Here is a 13,667-nt window from a genome sequence, read left to right on the forward strand (position 1 = left end):
TCGCAGTTATCAGGCGGCCGGGACGGGGGCCAGGTGCTGGCGCTGCGGCTCGCTGCGGTAACGCGACGGCCTTCCGCTGATCTTGCACAACCGCCACATCAACCGCGCCGAGCGGGTCTCCATCAGGCCGGTGTCATAAGCCAGCATTCGCACGTCACCGAACATGTCGCTGAGCCACTTACGCGATTCCGGGGAGCGGAAGAACAATTCCTTCTTCACGTCACGCGGGATGTCGAACTCGCGCCAGAACGCCTTGGGCGGCACCACGATTGCGCGGCACAGCACTTTCATGGTCAGCGGCAGGTACAGCGCGGTCCAAAATCGCTGCCTCTTGGTCAATTCCGGCACCCGCTTGCGCAGGAACTCGTGGGCGAACGAGATGTGGCGAGCCTCCTCGGCCACGTGAATGGCCATCACCCGCTCCATGATGGGATGCAGCGACTTGCCTTCGCGCAGAACGTTTTTCTGCGTGTGGTCGATCGGCTCCTCGCCGGCGAGCACGCCGATGAAGAACGCCACCGGCAGCGGGCCGGCGACCAGCGGAACCAACGGCGAAAGCCACTTGAGAACCCGCGGCATGCCCGGCACGTCGGCGCCGATGCGGTTGACCATCTCCTGGAACATCATGGTGTGGTTGCACTCTTCAACCGATTCGTGCAGGCAGTACCGGTATTCCGGTGACCCGTTGGGCACCCAGAACGTGTAGTTCATCAGGCCGCGGATCAGGATGGATTCGAAGTGCAGCCCCACCTTCGCCACGTTGGCCTGGCGCCACATCCCGATCTTGATCTTGCGCTCGTCCGACTGCGCGAGATACCAGGGGTGACGGCCCAGCGGGTCGGTCGCCGGCAGAATCCACCGCGGATCGTTTTCCGCGACGGCGAATTCCGGTGAATCCCAGTCGATGTCGGTGTACGGATTGAAGTTGCGCCGCACCGACCCCTCGGACAGTGTGGCAAGCATGTTGACGTATTCGGCGTCGTCGCGCACTTCCATGTTGTTTCGCCAACGCCGGACTAGTCGCGTCCTAGCCATATCCAGGCCTCCCCAACGAGGTTTACATTTGGACGTGCTGTGTCCAGACAGTACCGCAGGTACCGGATATTCTCTAGACCTTGTACGGATGCTGTGACCTGACCGGTGGTCATCAATTTTTTATGTCCCAGATCACACCCGGCCAACCGTCCGACAACCCGCGAGCAGGCCTTTTCACCCGCCGGCGGGGGCTCGCGGACGGGCCGCCGCACCGACCCGTCAGGTCGCGTCACTACCCTGATGAGCATGGCTGACCAGCTCGAGATCCCCGCTGACATCAAACCCCGCGACGGCCGCTTCGGCTGTGGCCCGTCGAAGGTCCGGCCCGAACAACTGCAGGCGCTGACCACGACGGTCGCCCCGTTGTTCGGCACCTCGCATCGGCAGGCGCCGGTCAAGAATCTGGTCGGCCGGTTGCGGTCCGGGCTTGCCGATCTGTTTTCCGTCCCCGAGGGCTACGAGGTGATCCTGGGCAACGGCGGCGCGACCGCGTTCTGGGATGCCGCGGCGTTCGGCCTGATCGACAAGCGCTCGCTGCACTTGTCCTTCGGCGAGTTCAGCTCCAAGTTCGCCTCTGCGGTCGCCAAAAATCCGTTCATCGGCGATCCCATCGTCATCAAGGCGGACGCCGGCGGTGCCCCCGAGCCGCAGAGCGATCCCTCGGTGGACGTCATCGCCTGGGCGCACAACGAGACGTCCACCGGCGTCGCGGTGCCCGTCCGCCGGCCCGCAGATTCCGGTGATGCGCTGATCGTCGTCGACGCGACCTCGGGCGCCGGCGGGCTGCCGGTCGACATTCCCGAAACCGACGCCTACTACTTTTCTCCGCAAAAGAATTTCGCCAGCGACGGTGGCCTGTGGTTGGCCATCATGAGCCCGGCAGCGCTGGCCCGCGTCGAGTCCGTCGCCGCCGCCGGCCGCTGGGTTCCCGACTTCCTGTCGTTGCCCATCGCGGTGGAGAACAGTCTCAAGGACCAGACGTACAACACCCCGGCGGTCGGCACCCTGGCGCTGATGGCCGAGCAGGTCGATTGGATGCTGGGCAACGGCGGGCTGGACTGGGCCGTCAAACGCACCGGGGACTCGTCGGGTCGCCTGTACTCCTGGGCCGAAGAGAAGTCCTACACGACGCCATTCGTCGCCGACCCGAAGCTGCGCTCACAGGTGGTGGGCACTGTCGACTTCGCCGACGAGGTCGACGCCGCGGCCGTGGCGAAGATTTTGCGGGCGAACGGCATCGTCGACACCGAGCCGTACCGCAAACTCGGCCGCAACCAACTGCGGGTGGGGATGTTCCCGGCGGTGGACCCTGACGACGTCAGCGCGCTCACCCAATGCATCGATTGGGTGGTCGAGCGCCTGTAACCGGCCGGCAACCAGCGCGCAATCGCACCGCGTGTCAGCACAGCCGATGGGCGGTTGCTGGACTACAGTGCGCACGTGACGGGTCCGTCGCTGACCTGCACGGAGCCTGCGAGGAGATAACCATGCGGGAACTCAAAGTGGTTGGGCTGGATGCCGACAGCAAATATGTCATCTGCGAAGGTGACGATCCCGCGGAGCAGTTCAAGCTGGCGGCCGACGATCGCCTGCGAACTCTGCTGCGCGACGCGGCCCTGTCCTCTGAGCAACCGCAGCTCGAGATTGAAGTCACCAACATGCTGAGCCCCAAAGAAATTCAGGCAAAGATCCGTGCCGGCGCCTCCGTCGAGCAGGTTGCCGCGGCATCCGGCTCGGAGGTGTCGCGGGTCCGCCGCTTCGCCCACCCGGTGCTGTTGGAACGGTTCCGCGCCGCGGAACTGGCAACCGCAGCCCACCCGATGCTGGACGACGGCCCCTCCGTGCTGACGCTGCTGGAAACGGTCAGCGCCGCGCTGGTGACCAGGGGTCTCAGCCACGACAAACTGAGCTGGGACGCCTGGCGCAATGAAGACAACCGCTGGACGGTGCAGCTTGCGTGGAAGGTCGGTCGCTCCGACAACCTCGCGCATTTCTGCTTCTCCCCGGGCGCCCACGGGGGAACGGTCACCGCCATCGACGACGAGGCCAGCGCGCTGATCGACCCCAGCTTCGAACGTCCGCTGCGCCCGGTGGCCAGGGTCGCCCACGTCGACTTCGAGGAGCCCGCGAAGCCGCCCGTCGTGGAAGCCGAAGTACCGGTGGCCGCAGAGCCCGAGGAAAAGCCCGTGCACACGCGCCGGGGCAAGCCGGTCATTCCGGCTTGGGAGGACGTGCTGCTCGGCGTGCGGTCGGGCGGCCAGCGCTAGCGACCCGCGGCCGCCAAGGCCAGCAGCACCAGCCAGGCTCCCGCGACGCCCACCGCGGCACCCAACACGAACCAGCGCAGCACCGGGGTGCGCCGCCACCCCCACAAAGTCGGTGCCAGTCCTCCGGCGGCCACGACGTTGAGCCCGACGGCCAGCAGCGCGTGCACCCGAACCAGCCCCAGACTGAGCACGACGATCGCGGCGGCGGTGACCGCCGCAACGAATGCGGTGACCGTCAAACCCGTTGCCCAGGGGACGGACTCGTCTCTCATCAGCCGGAGCCTAGTCTGACTGTCCATCGCCGCCTCTCGTCGAGCGGGCCCGCTCGTAGAACGCCAACGCCGCCGCCGTCGCGACATTGAGCGAGTCGGTACCCCGTGACATCGGGATGCGCACCCGCACGTCGCTGGACCGCAGGACGGCCGGCGTCAGTCCCGGCCCCTCGGCACCCACCAACACCGCCACGCGTTCGCCACGAGCGGCCGTCATCGCCTCCGGCAAGGCGCACGCAGCGCCCTGAGGGGTCATCGCCATAAGCCGAAAACCATTGTGCTGCAGCTTTTTAAGGTCGGCGGGCCAACAGGACGCGCGCGCGTACGGCACCAGCAGCGCGTGGCCCATCGACACCCGGACCGCGCGGCGATACAGCGGGTCGGCACAGCCGCTGCCGAAGACCACCGCGTCGACACCGAGGCCCGCCGCGTTGCGGAAGATCGAGCCCAGGTTTTCGTGATCGTTGACCCCTTCGAGCACCGCCACGGTGCGGGCCCCGGCGATCACCTCGGCAACGCTGGGTTCGGCCACTCGTCGGGCGGCCGCGAGCACGCCGCGGTTGAGGTGGAAGCCGACCACTTGGGCCATGACGTCGGCGGAGGTCCGGTAGAACGGCACAGAGCTGCCGGCCAGGTCATCTTCGAGCTCGGCGAACCGACGGTCGGTGCCCAGCAAAGCATGCGGGCGGAAGCGTGATGCGAGCATGCGCTGCACCACCAGCACACCCTCGGCGATCACCAGACCCTTGCCGGACGGCAGATCTGGACGACGGTCGACGCTGTTCAGGTCGCGGAAATCGTCGAGCCTCGGATCGTCGGGGTCGTCAACGTCGGTGATCATTCGCCGGCCTCGGGGGTGCGGCTCACGGGCCTTCGTCGACCAGGGCCAGCATCAGATCGGCCGCGTTGCGCAGGGTGTCGCGTTGGTTGCTGTCCAGCGTCGCCAGCCGCTTGGCCAGCCACTCCTGGCGGGCACGGCGGTTCGCCTTGACCAGCTCGGCCCCAGACTCGGAGACCGAGACGAGGACCTGCCGGCCGTCGACCGGATGTGGCGTGCGATCCACCAGCCCCATCTCGGCCAGCGACGCGATCACCCGGGTCATCGACGGCGGCCGCACCCGCTCGCGAATCGCAAGGGCGCCGGGGGTCATCGGGCCTTCGTTGGTCAGCATCGCCAGCGCCGACAGCTGGGACAACGACACCGGCGACGACGGATTGCGAAACCGCAGTTGGCGGGCCAGCCGCATAACTGCCAGTGACAGGTCGCTGGCCAGCCGCGCATCGCTGTCAGGCATGGCGCGAGGTTACACGGCTGCCTGAGAAACCGGGACACGAACCCGTGAACGAAGGGTGTTCGGCTGAGCGGTGGAGTTTTTCATCGAAACGCTTATCCGCCCAGGTATCCCGCTTAGTCAGCGGGTTTCGATCATCTCTCTCGGCAACTGGGTGCGCCGCCGCCCGACGCCGACGGGAGGTTTATGTTAATCGCGATGTCCACCCAACCCGATCGCGACCGCACCGCACCGCCGCTGCCCGCTGTGCTGCTGCGCGCGTGGCTATTCATCGCGCTCGGCGCGTTGGGTTGGTTGATCGCGTTGGCCGCCGCGTTCTTGGTGCCCTCCCTGCAGGGCTGGCGTCCCGTGACCCTGGCCGGGCTGGGCGTGGGGGTACTCGGTACGAGCATCTTCTTGCTGCAGCTCGCCGCGGCCCGACGCGGTGCGCGCGGCGCCCAGGCCGGGCTGGAAAATTTCCTCGACCACAAGTAACCGGCGAACCTGGAGGAGTGATGGTAGCCCCGCTGTTGCAAGCGCAGATCGATATCGATGCACCGACGAACAAGGTGTGGGAATTGATTTCCGATCTGCGGCGCATGCCGCAGTGGAGTCCGCAGTGCCGGTGGATGAAGCCTTTCGGCCCGGTGCGTCAGGGCACCCGGACCCTGAACCTCAACCGCCGCAAGCGGTTGTTCTGGCCGACCACCTGCACGGTCGTCGAGGTCGTCCCCGACCGCAGGCTTGCGTTCCGCGTGGACACCAACAACACCATCTGGACCTATGAGCTCGAACCCAGCGGCGCGGGCACCCGGCTGATCGAGAGCCGTCACGCCGAAAACGGCGTCACCGCCTTTTCGAATCTGTCGGTCAATGCGCTCTTTGGCGGAACCACCAACTTCGAACGCGAACTGCTCGACGGCATGAACGCGTCGCTCGCGCGTATCAAGGCCGCCGCCGAAGCCGGCTAGTCGGGAGGCTCGGTCTGCGACCGCTGCTCGGACGCCACCGCCTCAGACGCAGGCTCGGTTTCTGATGTTTGGGGCTGCGGCTCGGGTTCCGCCGATTCTCCCGGCGTCTCTGGCTGGGGCCGGGGCTCCTCCGGCTGCGCTTCGGCCGCCTGCGATGACTCCGGAAGCGGCGGCGACGGCTCGACCGGTGCCTGGGTGATGTCCAATAGGCCGTCGTCGTACGGTTCATAGGCCGGCGACCCGGTGCCCGCCGGGGCCGGAGTGTCCGAGTGGGCACCGCAGCCGTACAGCTTGTCGACGACGTGCCCGTCGGCCGACAATTCGTTGCCGCACACACCGAACAGTGCACCGAGGGAACCCGACAGCGGCAGGAAGAAACCGCAGTCGCGGCACACCCGCTTGGTGGATCGCGCCATCGGCGAGTCGGGACCGTAATCACCGGTGCGCCAGCGTTCGGCCGCCTCCGATCGGCCCTCGGCGCTCATCACCCAACGACGGCCCAGCCCGATTTCCGCGGCGGTCTCGTCGACCTGGGGATCCCCGCTGGCGGTGTAGCCGGGAACCAGCCGAGGGTCGTCGGCGGCGGGTGCCAACAGGTCACCGGGGCTCAGGTCCCCGGGCCGCACCCGTTGCTCCCACGGCACCCATTCGGGCGCCAGCAATGCCGTCGGCCCCGGCACCAGCACCACCTCGCTGATGGTGGCGCGCTCGGCGCCGGGATAGGCGGCCACCACGACCGCCCATTGCCATCCCTGATAGCCGGGTAGATGCGCCAGGAACCGGTGGGTGGCGCTGTTCGCGTCTTCGTAGCCGGCGCCCAGATAGTCGCCGACCATCTCCGGCCCGCTGAACTCCACGACGGCGGCCCTGGCCTGGTCCGCCGCACCCGTGAGCACCGCCGCCAACCCCTCGGGCCAGTCGCCCACGGTCGCCACGGCGGAGCCCGCGGTGGGCTCCTCGAAGGATCGGGTCACGCTGTCTTCTTTCTGCATCGCGTTTCCAATACTAGGTTGACGAGCCACACCCCGTACCTGCAGACGCATGGAGTCGGCATAGGGGAGAATCGGTACGTGTCTGGAAGGCGGCAAAACAATCCAAGCCGTGTGGCCCCTCAGCCGGGCCGCCGGGCCCGCAACGGGTCCGCCTCCCAGCATCCGGGTGCGGTGAATTATCCCGCCGGCGGCGCTGATCGGCGCTCCCGCCGCCCGTCGCCAATGCCGAGCGCCAACCGTTATCTCCCCCCCTTGGACCACCAGCCGAAGCCGGAGCCCAACAGTGACGGGGCATCTCGCGGTCCGGCGGCCGGCGAGCGCATCACCGTCACCCGCGCCGCGGCACTGCGCAGCCGCGAGATGGGTTCGCGGATGTATTGGATGGTGCAGCGCGCCGCGACCGCCGACGGCGCCGACAAGTCAGGCCTAACGGCGCTGACGTGGCCCGTGGTGGCCAACTTCGCGGTGGACGCCGCGATGGCCGTCGCACTGGCCAACACGTTGTTCTTCGCCGCGGCAACCGGCGAGAGCAAGGGCCGGGTCGCGCTGTACCTGTTGATCACCATCGCGCCGTTCGCCGTGATCGCACCGCTGATCGGACCGGCGCTGGACCGGCTGCAGCATGGCCGTCGCGTCGCCCTGGCCGCATCGTTCGCCCTTCGCACCGCGTTGGCCGTGCTGCTGGTCATGAACTACGACGGCGCGAGCGGCAGTTTCCCGTCGTGGGTGCTCTATCCGTGCGCGCTCGCGATGATGGTGTTCTCGAAGTCGTTCAGTGTGCTGCGCAGCGCGGTGACACCGCGGGTCATGCCCCCGACCATCGACCTGGTGCGGGTGAACGCCCGGCTCACCATGTTCGGTCTGCTGGGCGGCACCATCGTCGGCGGTGCGATAGCGAGCGGCGTCGAGTTTGTCTGCACGCACCTGTTCAAGCTGCCCGGGGCGTTGTTCGTGGTGATCGCCGTGACCGTCGCCGGCGCCCTGCTGTCCATGCGGATACCGCGTTGGGTCGAGGTGACCGCCGGTGAAGTCCCCGCCACGCTGAGCTATCGCCAGAACAGTGAACCGTTGCGGCGCAGCTGGCATAAAGAAGTCAGCGGGGCACTGCGACAGCCGTTGGGCCGCAACATCATCACCTCGCTGTGGGGTAACTGCACCATCAAGGTCATGGTGGGCTTCCTATTCCTCTATCCCGCATTCGTCGCCAAGGCCCATCAGGCCAATGGCTGGGCCCAGGTCGCGATGCTCGGGGTGATCGGCGCCGCGGCCGGGATCGGCAATTTCGTCGGCAACTTCACCAGTGCGCGCCTGAAGCTGGGCCGGCCCGCCGTGCTGGTGGTGCGCTGCACGGTGGCGGTGAGCGCGGTCGCGCTGGCGGCCTCGGTGGCCGGCAACCTGGTGCTTGTCGTGATCGCCACCCTCGTCACGTCGGGCGCCAGCGCCATCGCAAAGGCGTCCCTGGACGCGTCGCTGCAGAACGACCTGCCCGAAGAATCCCGCGCATCGGGTTTCGGGCGCTCGGAGTCGACGCTGCAGTTGGCGTGGGTCCTCGGCGGGGCGCTGGGGGTCTTGGTGTACACCGAATTGTGGGTCGGTTTCACCGCGGTCACTGCCCTACTCATCCTGGGTCTGGCGCAGACCTTGGTCAGCTTCCGCGGCAATTCACTGATTCCCGGCCTGGGAGGAAATAGGCCAATCATGGTCGAGCAGGAGGGCAAGCGCCGCGGTGTCGGCGCTCCGGCGGTGGTTGCCGAGTGAAGCCCGGAGGCAAGCGGGGTGTGGCTGTACTGCTCGCCTGCCTGATAGCTGTGCTCTGCATTGGCGCCGGCGTCGGGACCTGGTTTCTGGTGGGCCGCTCTGGCCCGCGTCACCCCGAGATCAGCGCGTATTCACATGGTCACCTCACCCGGGTGGGGCCGTACCTTTTTTGCAACGTGCTCAACCTCGAAGACTGCGAGACGCCGCAGAGCCAGGGCGAGCTGAAGGTCAGCGAGCGGTACCCGATTCAGCTCTCGGTGCCCGATGCCATCTACCGCGCGCCTTGGCGGTTGCTGCAGGTGTACGACGACCCCACCAACACCACCAGCACCATCTTTCGCCCGGGCACCCGGTTCGCCGTAACGATCCCGCCCGTCGACCCGCATCGCGGGCGTCTGGCCGGAATCGTCGTGCAACTGCTGACGCTGGCGGTCGATCCCGCGGGGGAATTGCGCGACGTGCCACACGCGGAATGGTCGGTGCGGCTGGTGTACTGATTTCTCTGGCCCCGATGTCGACTTGTTGTGTGAATGTGAGTCTTTGGGCGCAATGAGTCCACGCTCGGCCGAGGATGTCGCTACGGCCGGGCAATGTATCGGCATGCGATCGCTGGACTGGCCATTCAGAGGAACCGAAGCGCTGGCAGCCGGACTGCTAACACCGCATCAATTGCGGACCGATTTCGAAATGGTCCATCGCAACGTGTACATCCCTCGCGCGACGACATTGACCGCCGTGACCCGGGCGATCGCGGCCTGGCTGTGGTCTGGGCGGACCGCGACGCTGGCGGGCCTGTCCGCGGCCGCACTGCACCGGACGGCGTGGATCGACGACTGGCTGCCCGCCGAGCTCAACCGAGCCGGCCGAGACAAAGCGCGCGGCATCATCTCGCACAGCGACACCCTCGACGATGATGAGACGACAGTGTGCCACGGAATGCGCCTGACCACGCCTGCACGCACGGCGTTCGACCTGGCCAGGCGAAAGGGCTTGACAACAGCGGTGATTCGGCTCGACGCGCTGATGCATGCATCGGGCTTGAAGCTCGCTGACGTCGAACTATTGGCCGACCGCCACCGCGGAGCGCGCGGAATCGTGCAGTTGCGTCAGGTCCTGCCGCTCACCGACGGGGGCGCGGAATCACCGTACGAGACCAAGACTCGCTTGCTCTCCGTGGGCAGCGGATTGCCACGACCACAGACCCAGATAAAAGTGGTCAACGAATGCGGCAGGGTGCTAGCGCGCATTGATATGGGGTGGGAGGACTGGAAGGTCAAAGTGGAATTCGATGGCGCGCAGCACTGGACCGATCCTGCGCAGCGGACCCGAGACATCGATCGACTGGCAGAGCTTGAGGCGAGGGGTTGGACGATAGTCCGGGTCAGCGCCGACCTGCTCAGCCGTCGGCCCCACGTCGTTGTGGCGCGCGTTCGCAACGCCCTGCTCGCCGCGGGCTGTCCGCTCTAACGTCGAGCGTGGAGTTGATGGGAAATTCGCCAAATTTCGCGCAACACGTCCACGTTCGCCGCGATACGCAATGGCTAGGCCCCATGGCCGGCGGGCACGCGTTCACCTTCGACCGGCGGTCCGGGCGGCGTTCCCGCCCCAAACGGCTTGCCGCCGAGGCTTTCTCGTCCGTGCGGGACTAGCCAGCCGGCCAGGTCCGGACCCTTGGGCACGATCCGGGTGGGGTTGATGTCGGCGTGCACGATGTAGTAGTGCTGCTTGATCTGGACGAAATCGACGGTGTCACCGAATCCGGGTGTCTGGAACAGGTCGCGCGCGTAGGCCCACAGCACCGGCATTTCGCTCAATTTGCTCCGATTGCATTTGAAATGCCCGTGATACACGGGGTCGAAGCGGGCCAGGGTGGTGAACAACCGCACATCGGCTTCGGTGATGGTGTCGCCGACCAGATATCGCTGGTCGCTCAGCCGTTCGCTCACCCAGTCCAGCGCGGTGAACAATCGGTCGTAGGCCGCGTCGTAGGCCTCCTGTGAGCCGGCGAACCCGCACCGGTAGACGCCATTGTTGATCTCGGTGTAGACCTTCTTGTTCACCTCGTCGATCTCGGCACGAAGGTGCTGGGGATACAGTTCGGGCGCTCCGGCACGGTGGTAGGCCGACCATTCCGTCGAGAGATCCAGGGTCATCTGCGCGAAGTCGTTGGTGACCACCGCCCCGGTTCCGACGTCGACGATCGCCGGGACCGTGATGCCTTTGGGGTAGTCGGGGAACCGCTTGAAGTAGGCGTCCTGCAACCGCGGAATCTTCAAAACCGGGTCCACTCCGCCCGGATCGAGATCGAATGTCCAACTGCGCTCGTCGTGGGTGGGGCCGCAGAAACCAATGGAGAGAACACTTTCCAGGCCCAGCAGACGCCGCACGATGATCGCGCGGTTCGCCCACGGGCACGCCCGGGCGACGATAAGCCGGTACCGCCCGGGCTCGACCGGATAGCCGTCGCGCCCGTCGGCGGTGATGCGGGTGGTGATGTAGTTGGTGTCACGGGTGAATTCACCCGCCCCGGCAACGTAGGTGGCCATGATGACAAAACTCCTCGCTAGAGATGCGCCTCCGTCGGCGCAGCCACCGTCAGAAACCGCCGAGCCAGGTTGGTCTCAGTGGACGCTCCTTGTTCCCATTGCGCGATCCACGGCCCGGTACCCTCTGACTGGTCGATGATCCCGTCTTCGAGCCATGTGTAACGGCCTTCCAGGACATTGTGGGTCAGCTGAACGTCGCTGGTGTCGGTGTTGGTCCACAGCGCGTGGAAAAGGGCCTCCACGCGGAGCGTCGCTTGCTGACAGAACGTTTCGGCCAGCTCGTAAGCCTGTTGACCGACAGTCGCGTCGGCGACCCGCTCGCCCTCGGCGCGCACGCACACCGCTGACATCGCGAACAGCTCGGCACCGATATCGACGATGCGCCCGAGGAATCCCTGCCGCTGTTCCAGCTTGGCCTGCCACCTCGCCATCCCGTAGAAGGTGTTGCGCGCCAGCTTGCGGGTGGAGCGTTCGACAAACCGGAGGTGTGTGGCCAACGGGCCGAATTCGCTGTACGCCTTCGGTCGCTGCCCTTCGCCGAAGACTAACTGTGGCAACCACTTCCCGTAGAAACCGCTCGCGCCGACCGCCGCGGCGGCCTTCTGCTTCAGACCCGCGTCGGCCTTGGCGAGGTCACCGGCCGCACTCAAGTGGGCATCGACCGCCTCGCGGGCGATAAGGAGCCTCATGATCTCGCTGGACCCTTCGAAGATGCGGTTTATCCGCAGGTCCCGCACCACCTGCTCGACCGGCACCGCGCGCTCGCCGCGCGCGGCTAATGACTCCGCGGTCTCATAGCCCCGCCCACCCCGGATCTGCAAGAGCTCGTCGCCAATCAAACAGCCCATCTCGCTGGCCCACAGTTTGGCCAACGCCGCCTCGATCCGGATGTCGTTGCGTCCCTCGTCGGCCATCTGCGAAGACAACTCGAGCACCGCATCAAGCGCGTAGGTGGTGGCGGCCATGAACGAGATCTTGCTAGCCACCGCTTCATGTTTGGCCAGCGGCTTGCCCCACTGGACGCGTTCGCCCGACCATTCGCGCGCGATCTTCAGCGCCCACTTGGCCGCCCCCGTTGCGGTCGCAGGCAGCGACAGCCGTCCGGCGTTGAGCGTGGTCAACGCGATCTTGAGCCCGTCGCCCTCGCGGCCGATCAGATTCTCGCTGGGCACCCGAACGCGGTGCAGCCTGGTCACGCCGTTCTCGATACCGCGCAGCCCCATGAACTTGTTACGGCGCTCTACGGTGATCCCGGGTGAATCGGCCTCGACCACGAAGGCGCTGATTCCACCCCGGTGTCCGTCGCTCTTGGGCACCCGGGCCATAACCACCAGCAGTTCGGCGACCACACCGTTGGTGGTCCACAACTTCACGCCCTCGAGTTCGTAAGCCGTCCCGCCGTCGACCGGCGTCGCCGTCGAGGCCAGGCGTGCCGGGTCTGAGCCCACGTCTGGTTCGGTGAGCAGAAACGCCGATATGGCCCCAGCAGCACAGCGCGGCAAGAATTTCCGCTTCTGTTCGGGGGTCCCGGCGAGTTTGAGCGGTTCGGGTACCCCGATCGACTGATGGGCCGACAGCAGTGCACCGAGACTGGGATGAACGCTCGAAACCATCATCAGCGCGCGGTTGTAGGCGACTTGCGACATGCCCAGGCCACCGAATTCCGTGGGTATTTTCATGCCGAAGCAGCCCAATTCGGCAAGGCCCTTGACGTATTCATCGGGAATCTGCGCGTCACGCTCGACGACACTGCCGTCGATGGTGTCCAGAAGTTGTCGCAGCTTTTCGAGAAACGCACGGATGCGCGCCTCGTCGGCGTCAGACGGCGTGGGAAATGGATGTATGAGCTCCAGCGGAAAACGACCAAGGAATAAGCCTTTGGCGAACGACGGTTTATCCCAACCACTTTCGCGGGATTCCTCGGCGAGTGCTCTCGCCTGCTCCTCGGTGACCTGCGCTTGCTGTGCCATCGCAGCCTCCTCGCTAACGACTCACACGACGCGGGAGTACCCCGCTACTGGCCCGAATACCACGCCTACAGATCTCGAAGTTACCACCGAGTAGCTTCGCGGCGCAGTACGTTGTGGGCCACCGCCGGCGTCAGGCGTCGAGCTCCCGGGCCACTGCCTTGACCACCTCGGAAACCCGGCGGGCAGTCTTGCGGTCCGGATAGCGACCCTTGCGCAACTCAGGCTGCACCGCACTTTCCAGCAGCGTGATCATGTCCTCGACCATGCCGTGCAGCTCGTCGGGACTGTGCTTGTGCTCGGCGGGCACCTCGCGACGCGCCTTGGTCAGGCTGGGCGGCGGCTCAATCAGTTTGAGGCTCAACGCTTGCGGTCCGCGCCGTCCGGAGGCGATGCCGAACTCGACACGCTGGCCAGCCTTGAGGCCCTCAACCCCGGCGGGCAACGCCGACGAGCGAACGTATACGTCTTCGCCGTCCTCTTGCGACAGGAACCCGAAGCCCTTGTCAGCGTCGTACCACTTAACCTTGCCCGTCGGCACTGGTCTCACCTGCTTGTCTAACGAATCAATAGAGGTAGGAAACACAA

Annotated in this window: 14 protein-coding genes and 1 pseudogene; 7 read left to right on the forward strand and 8 right to left on the reverse strand. The window is 66.2% G+C overall.

Features of this window, described 5'->3' with window-relative positions; genetic code table 11:
• Positions 1-9 precede the first annotated feature (9 nt).
• Positions 10-1,035: an AurF N-oxygenase family protein gene (locus AC5Y4F_RS03530; RefSeq protein WP_067930227.1), complete on the reverse strand. Its 1,026-nt coding sequence runs from the start codon at positions 1,033-1,035 to the stop codon at positions 10-12.
• Positions 1,036-1,281: 246 nt separating this feature from the next.
• On the opposite strand from AC5Y4F_RS03530, the gene serC reads away from it, so the two are divergent.
• Both serC and sepH read left to right on the forward strand, forming a co-directional pair.
• Positions 1,282-2,400, forward strand: coding sequence for a phosphoserine transaminase (gene serC / locus AC5Y4F_RS03535; protein ID WP_499995158.1), 1,119 nt, complete (start codon positions 1,282-1,284; stop codon positions 2,398-2,400).
• Between the two features lie 122 nt (positions 2,401-2,522).
• Positions 2,523-3,302 (forward strand): septation protein SepH, encoded by a 780-nt coding sequence (sepH, locus tag AC5Y4F_RS03540; protein ID WP_067930233.1) that lies wholly within the window; start codon positions 2,523-2,525, stop codon positions 3,300-3,302.
• Here the strand turns inward: sepH and AC5Y4F_RS03545 are convergent.
• From AC5Y4F_RS03545 to AC5Y4F_RS03555, 3 genes are read right to left on the reverse strand one after another with little or no spacing between them, the layout of a single operon-like run.
• Complete coding sequence (locus AC5Y4F_RS03545) at positions 3,299-3,574, reverse strand: DUF2537 domain-containing protein (RefSeq protein ID WP_067930234.1); 276 nt, start codon at positions 3,572-3,574, stop codon at positions 3,299-3,301. The genes sepH and AC5Y4F_RS03545 overlap by 4 nt on opposite strands.
• 10 nt (positions 3,575-3,584) lie before the next feature.
• Positions 3,585-4,415, reverse strand: a complete 831-nt coding sequence (locus AC5Y4F_RS03550; protein ID WP_067930236.1) for a TrmH family RNA methyltransferase — start codon at positions 4,413-4,415, stop codon at positions 3,585-3,587.
• 22 nt (positions 4,416-4,437) lie between these two features.
• Entirely contained in the window at positions 4,438-4,869 is a 432-nt protein-coding gene (locus tag AC5Y4F_RS03555; RefSeq protein WP_067930238.1) for an Rv0880 family HTH-type transcriptional regulator, read from the reverse strand.
• A 195-nt stretch (positions 4,870-5,064) separates the two neighbouring features.
• Between AC5Y4F_RS03555 and AC5Y4F_RS03560 the strand changes: the two genes are divergently transcribed.
• The gene (locus AC5Y4F_RS03560; protein WP_067930239.1) at positions 5,065-5,340 is read left to right on the forward strand and encodes a DUF2530 domain-containing protein; all 276 of its coding nucleotides are present in this window, start codon (positions 5,065-5,067) and stop codon (positions 5,338-5,340) included.
• A 20-nt stretch (positions 5,341-5,360) separates the two neighbouring features.
• Positions 5,361-5,816 carry an SRPBCC family protein gene (locus AC5Y4F_RS03565; protein WP_499995161.1) on the forward strand — a complete coding sequence of 152 codons (456 nt, stop codon included), beginning with the start codon at positions 5,361-5,363 and terminating at the stop codon, positions 5,814-5,816.
• A gap of 179 nt (positions 5,817-5,995) precedes the next feature.
• Here the strand turns inward: AC5Y4F_RS03565 and AC5Y4F_RS03570 are convergent.
• Positions 5,996-6,808: pseudogene (locus AC5Y4F_RS03570) on the reverse strand (DUF3027 domain-containing protein); the annotation flags it as partial.
• A 111-nt stretch (positions 6,809-6,919) separates the two neighbouring features.
• Here AC5Y4F_RS03570 and AC5Y4F_RS03575 point away from each other — a divergent pair.
• From AC5Y4F_RS03575 to AC5Y4F_RS03585, 3 genes are all read left to right on the forward strand, one after another.
• Positions 6,920-8,566, forward strand: coding sequence for an MFS transporter (locus AC5Y4F_RS03575; RefSeq protein WP_067930242.1), 1,647 nt, complete (start codon positions 6,920-6,922; stop codon positions 8,564-8,566).
• Entirely contained in the window at positions 8,563-9,063 is a 501-nt protein-coding gene (locus tag AC5Y4F_RS03580; protein WP_499995163.1) for a DUF2771 domain-containing protein, read from the forward strand. The genes AC5Y4F_RS03575 and AC5Y4F_RS03580 overlap by 4 nt, the downstream gene beginning before the upstream one ends.
• A 103-nt stretch (positions 9,064-9,166) precedes the next feature.
• On the forward strand, positions 9,167-10,033 hold the full coding sequence (locus AC5Y4F_RS03585) for a PDDEXK-like endonuclease domain-containing protein (protein WP_499995164.1): 867 nt from the start codon (positions 9,167-9,169) through the stop codon (positions 10,031-10,033).
• Positions 10,034-10,107: 74 nt separating this feature from the next.
• Here the strand turns inward: AC5Y4F_RS03585 and AC5Y4F_RS03590 are convergent, their stop codons facing one another.
• The 3 genes from AC5Y4F_RS03590 to AC5Y4F_RS03600 all read right to left on the reverse strand — a co-directional run bounded on the left by AC5Y4F_RS03590 (position 10,108) and on the right by AC5Y4F_RS03600 (position 13,620).
• The gene (locus AC5Y4F_RS03590) at positions 10,108-11,112 is read right to left on the reverse strand and encodes a glutathione S-transferase family protein (protein WP_067930253.1); all 1,005 of its coding nucleotides are present in this window, start codon (positions 11,110-11,112) and stop codon (positions 10,108-10,110) included.
• A 17-nt stretch (positions 11,113-11,129) separates the two neighbouring features.
• Positions 11,130-13,082 carry an acyl-CoA dehydrogenase family protein gene (locus AC5Y4F_RS03595; RefSeq protein ID WP_499995166.1) on the reverse strand — a complete coding sequence of 651 codons (1,953 nt, stop codon included), beginning with the start codon at positions 13,080-13,082 and terminating at the stop codon, positions 11,130-11,132.
• 130 nt (positions 13,083-13,212) lie between these two features.
• On the reverse strand, positions 13,213-13,620 hold the full coding sequence (locus AC5Y4F_RS03600) for a cold-shock protein (RefSeq protein WP_067930257.1): 408 nt from the start codon (positions 13,618-13,620) through the stop codon (positions 13,213-13,215).
• Positions 13,621-13,667 lie beyond the last annotated feature (47 nt).

It is taken from the genome of Mycobacterium sp. NGS56 (assembly GCF_059812425.1).

Bases quoted from the DNA above. Each gene is read 5' to 3' on its own strand.
- AC5Y4F_RS03565 (WP_499995161.1), top strand. From the start codon at position 5,361: ATGGTAGCCCCGCTGTTGCAAGCGCAGATCGATATCGATGCACCGACG.
- AC5Y4F_RS03555 (WP_067930238.1), bottom strand. From the start codon at position 4,869: ATGCCTGACAGCGATGCGCGGCTGGCCAGCGACCTGTCACTGGCAGTT.
- AC5Y4F_RS03590 (WP_067930253.1), bottom strand. From the start codon at position 11,112: ATGGCCACCTACGTTGCCGGGGCGGGTGAATTCACCCGTGACACCAAC.
- AC5Y4F_RS03545 (WP_067930234.1), bottom strand. From the start codon at position 3,574: ATGAGAGACGAGTCCGTCCCCTGGGCAACGGGTTTGACGGTCACCGCA.
- AC5Y4F_RS03585 (WP_499995164.1), top strand. From the start codon at position 9,167: ATGCGATCGCTGGACTGGCCATTCAGAGGAACCGAAGCGCTGGCAGCC.
- serC (WP_499995158.1), top strand. From the start codon at position 1,282: ATGGCTGACCAGCTCGAGATCCCCGCTGACATCAAACCCCGCGACGGC.
- AC5Y4F_RS03530 (WP_067930227.1), bottom strand. From the start codon at position 1,035: ATGGCTAGGACGCGACTAGTCCGGCGTTGGCGAAACAACATGGAAGTG.
- AC5Y4F_RS03595 (WP_499995166.1), bottom strand. From the start codon at position 13,082: ATGGCACAGCAAGCGCAGGTCACCGAGGAGCAGGCGAGAGCACTCGCC.
- sepH (WP_067930233.1), top strand. From the start codon at position 2,523: ATGCGGGAACTCAAAGTGGTTGGGCTGGATGCCGACAGCAAATATGTC.
- AC5Y4F_RS03550 (WP_067930236.1), bottom strand. From the start codon at position 4,415: ATGATCACCGACGTTGACGACCCCGACGATCCGAGGCTCGACGATTTC.
- AC5Y4F_RS03560 (WP_067930239.1), top strand. From the start codon at position 5,065: ATGTCCACCCAACCCGATCGCGACCGCACCGCACCGCCGCTGCCCGCT.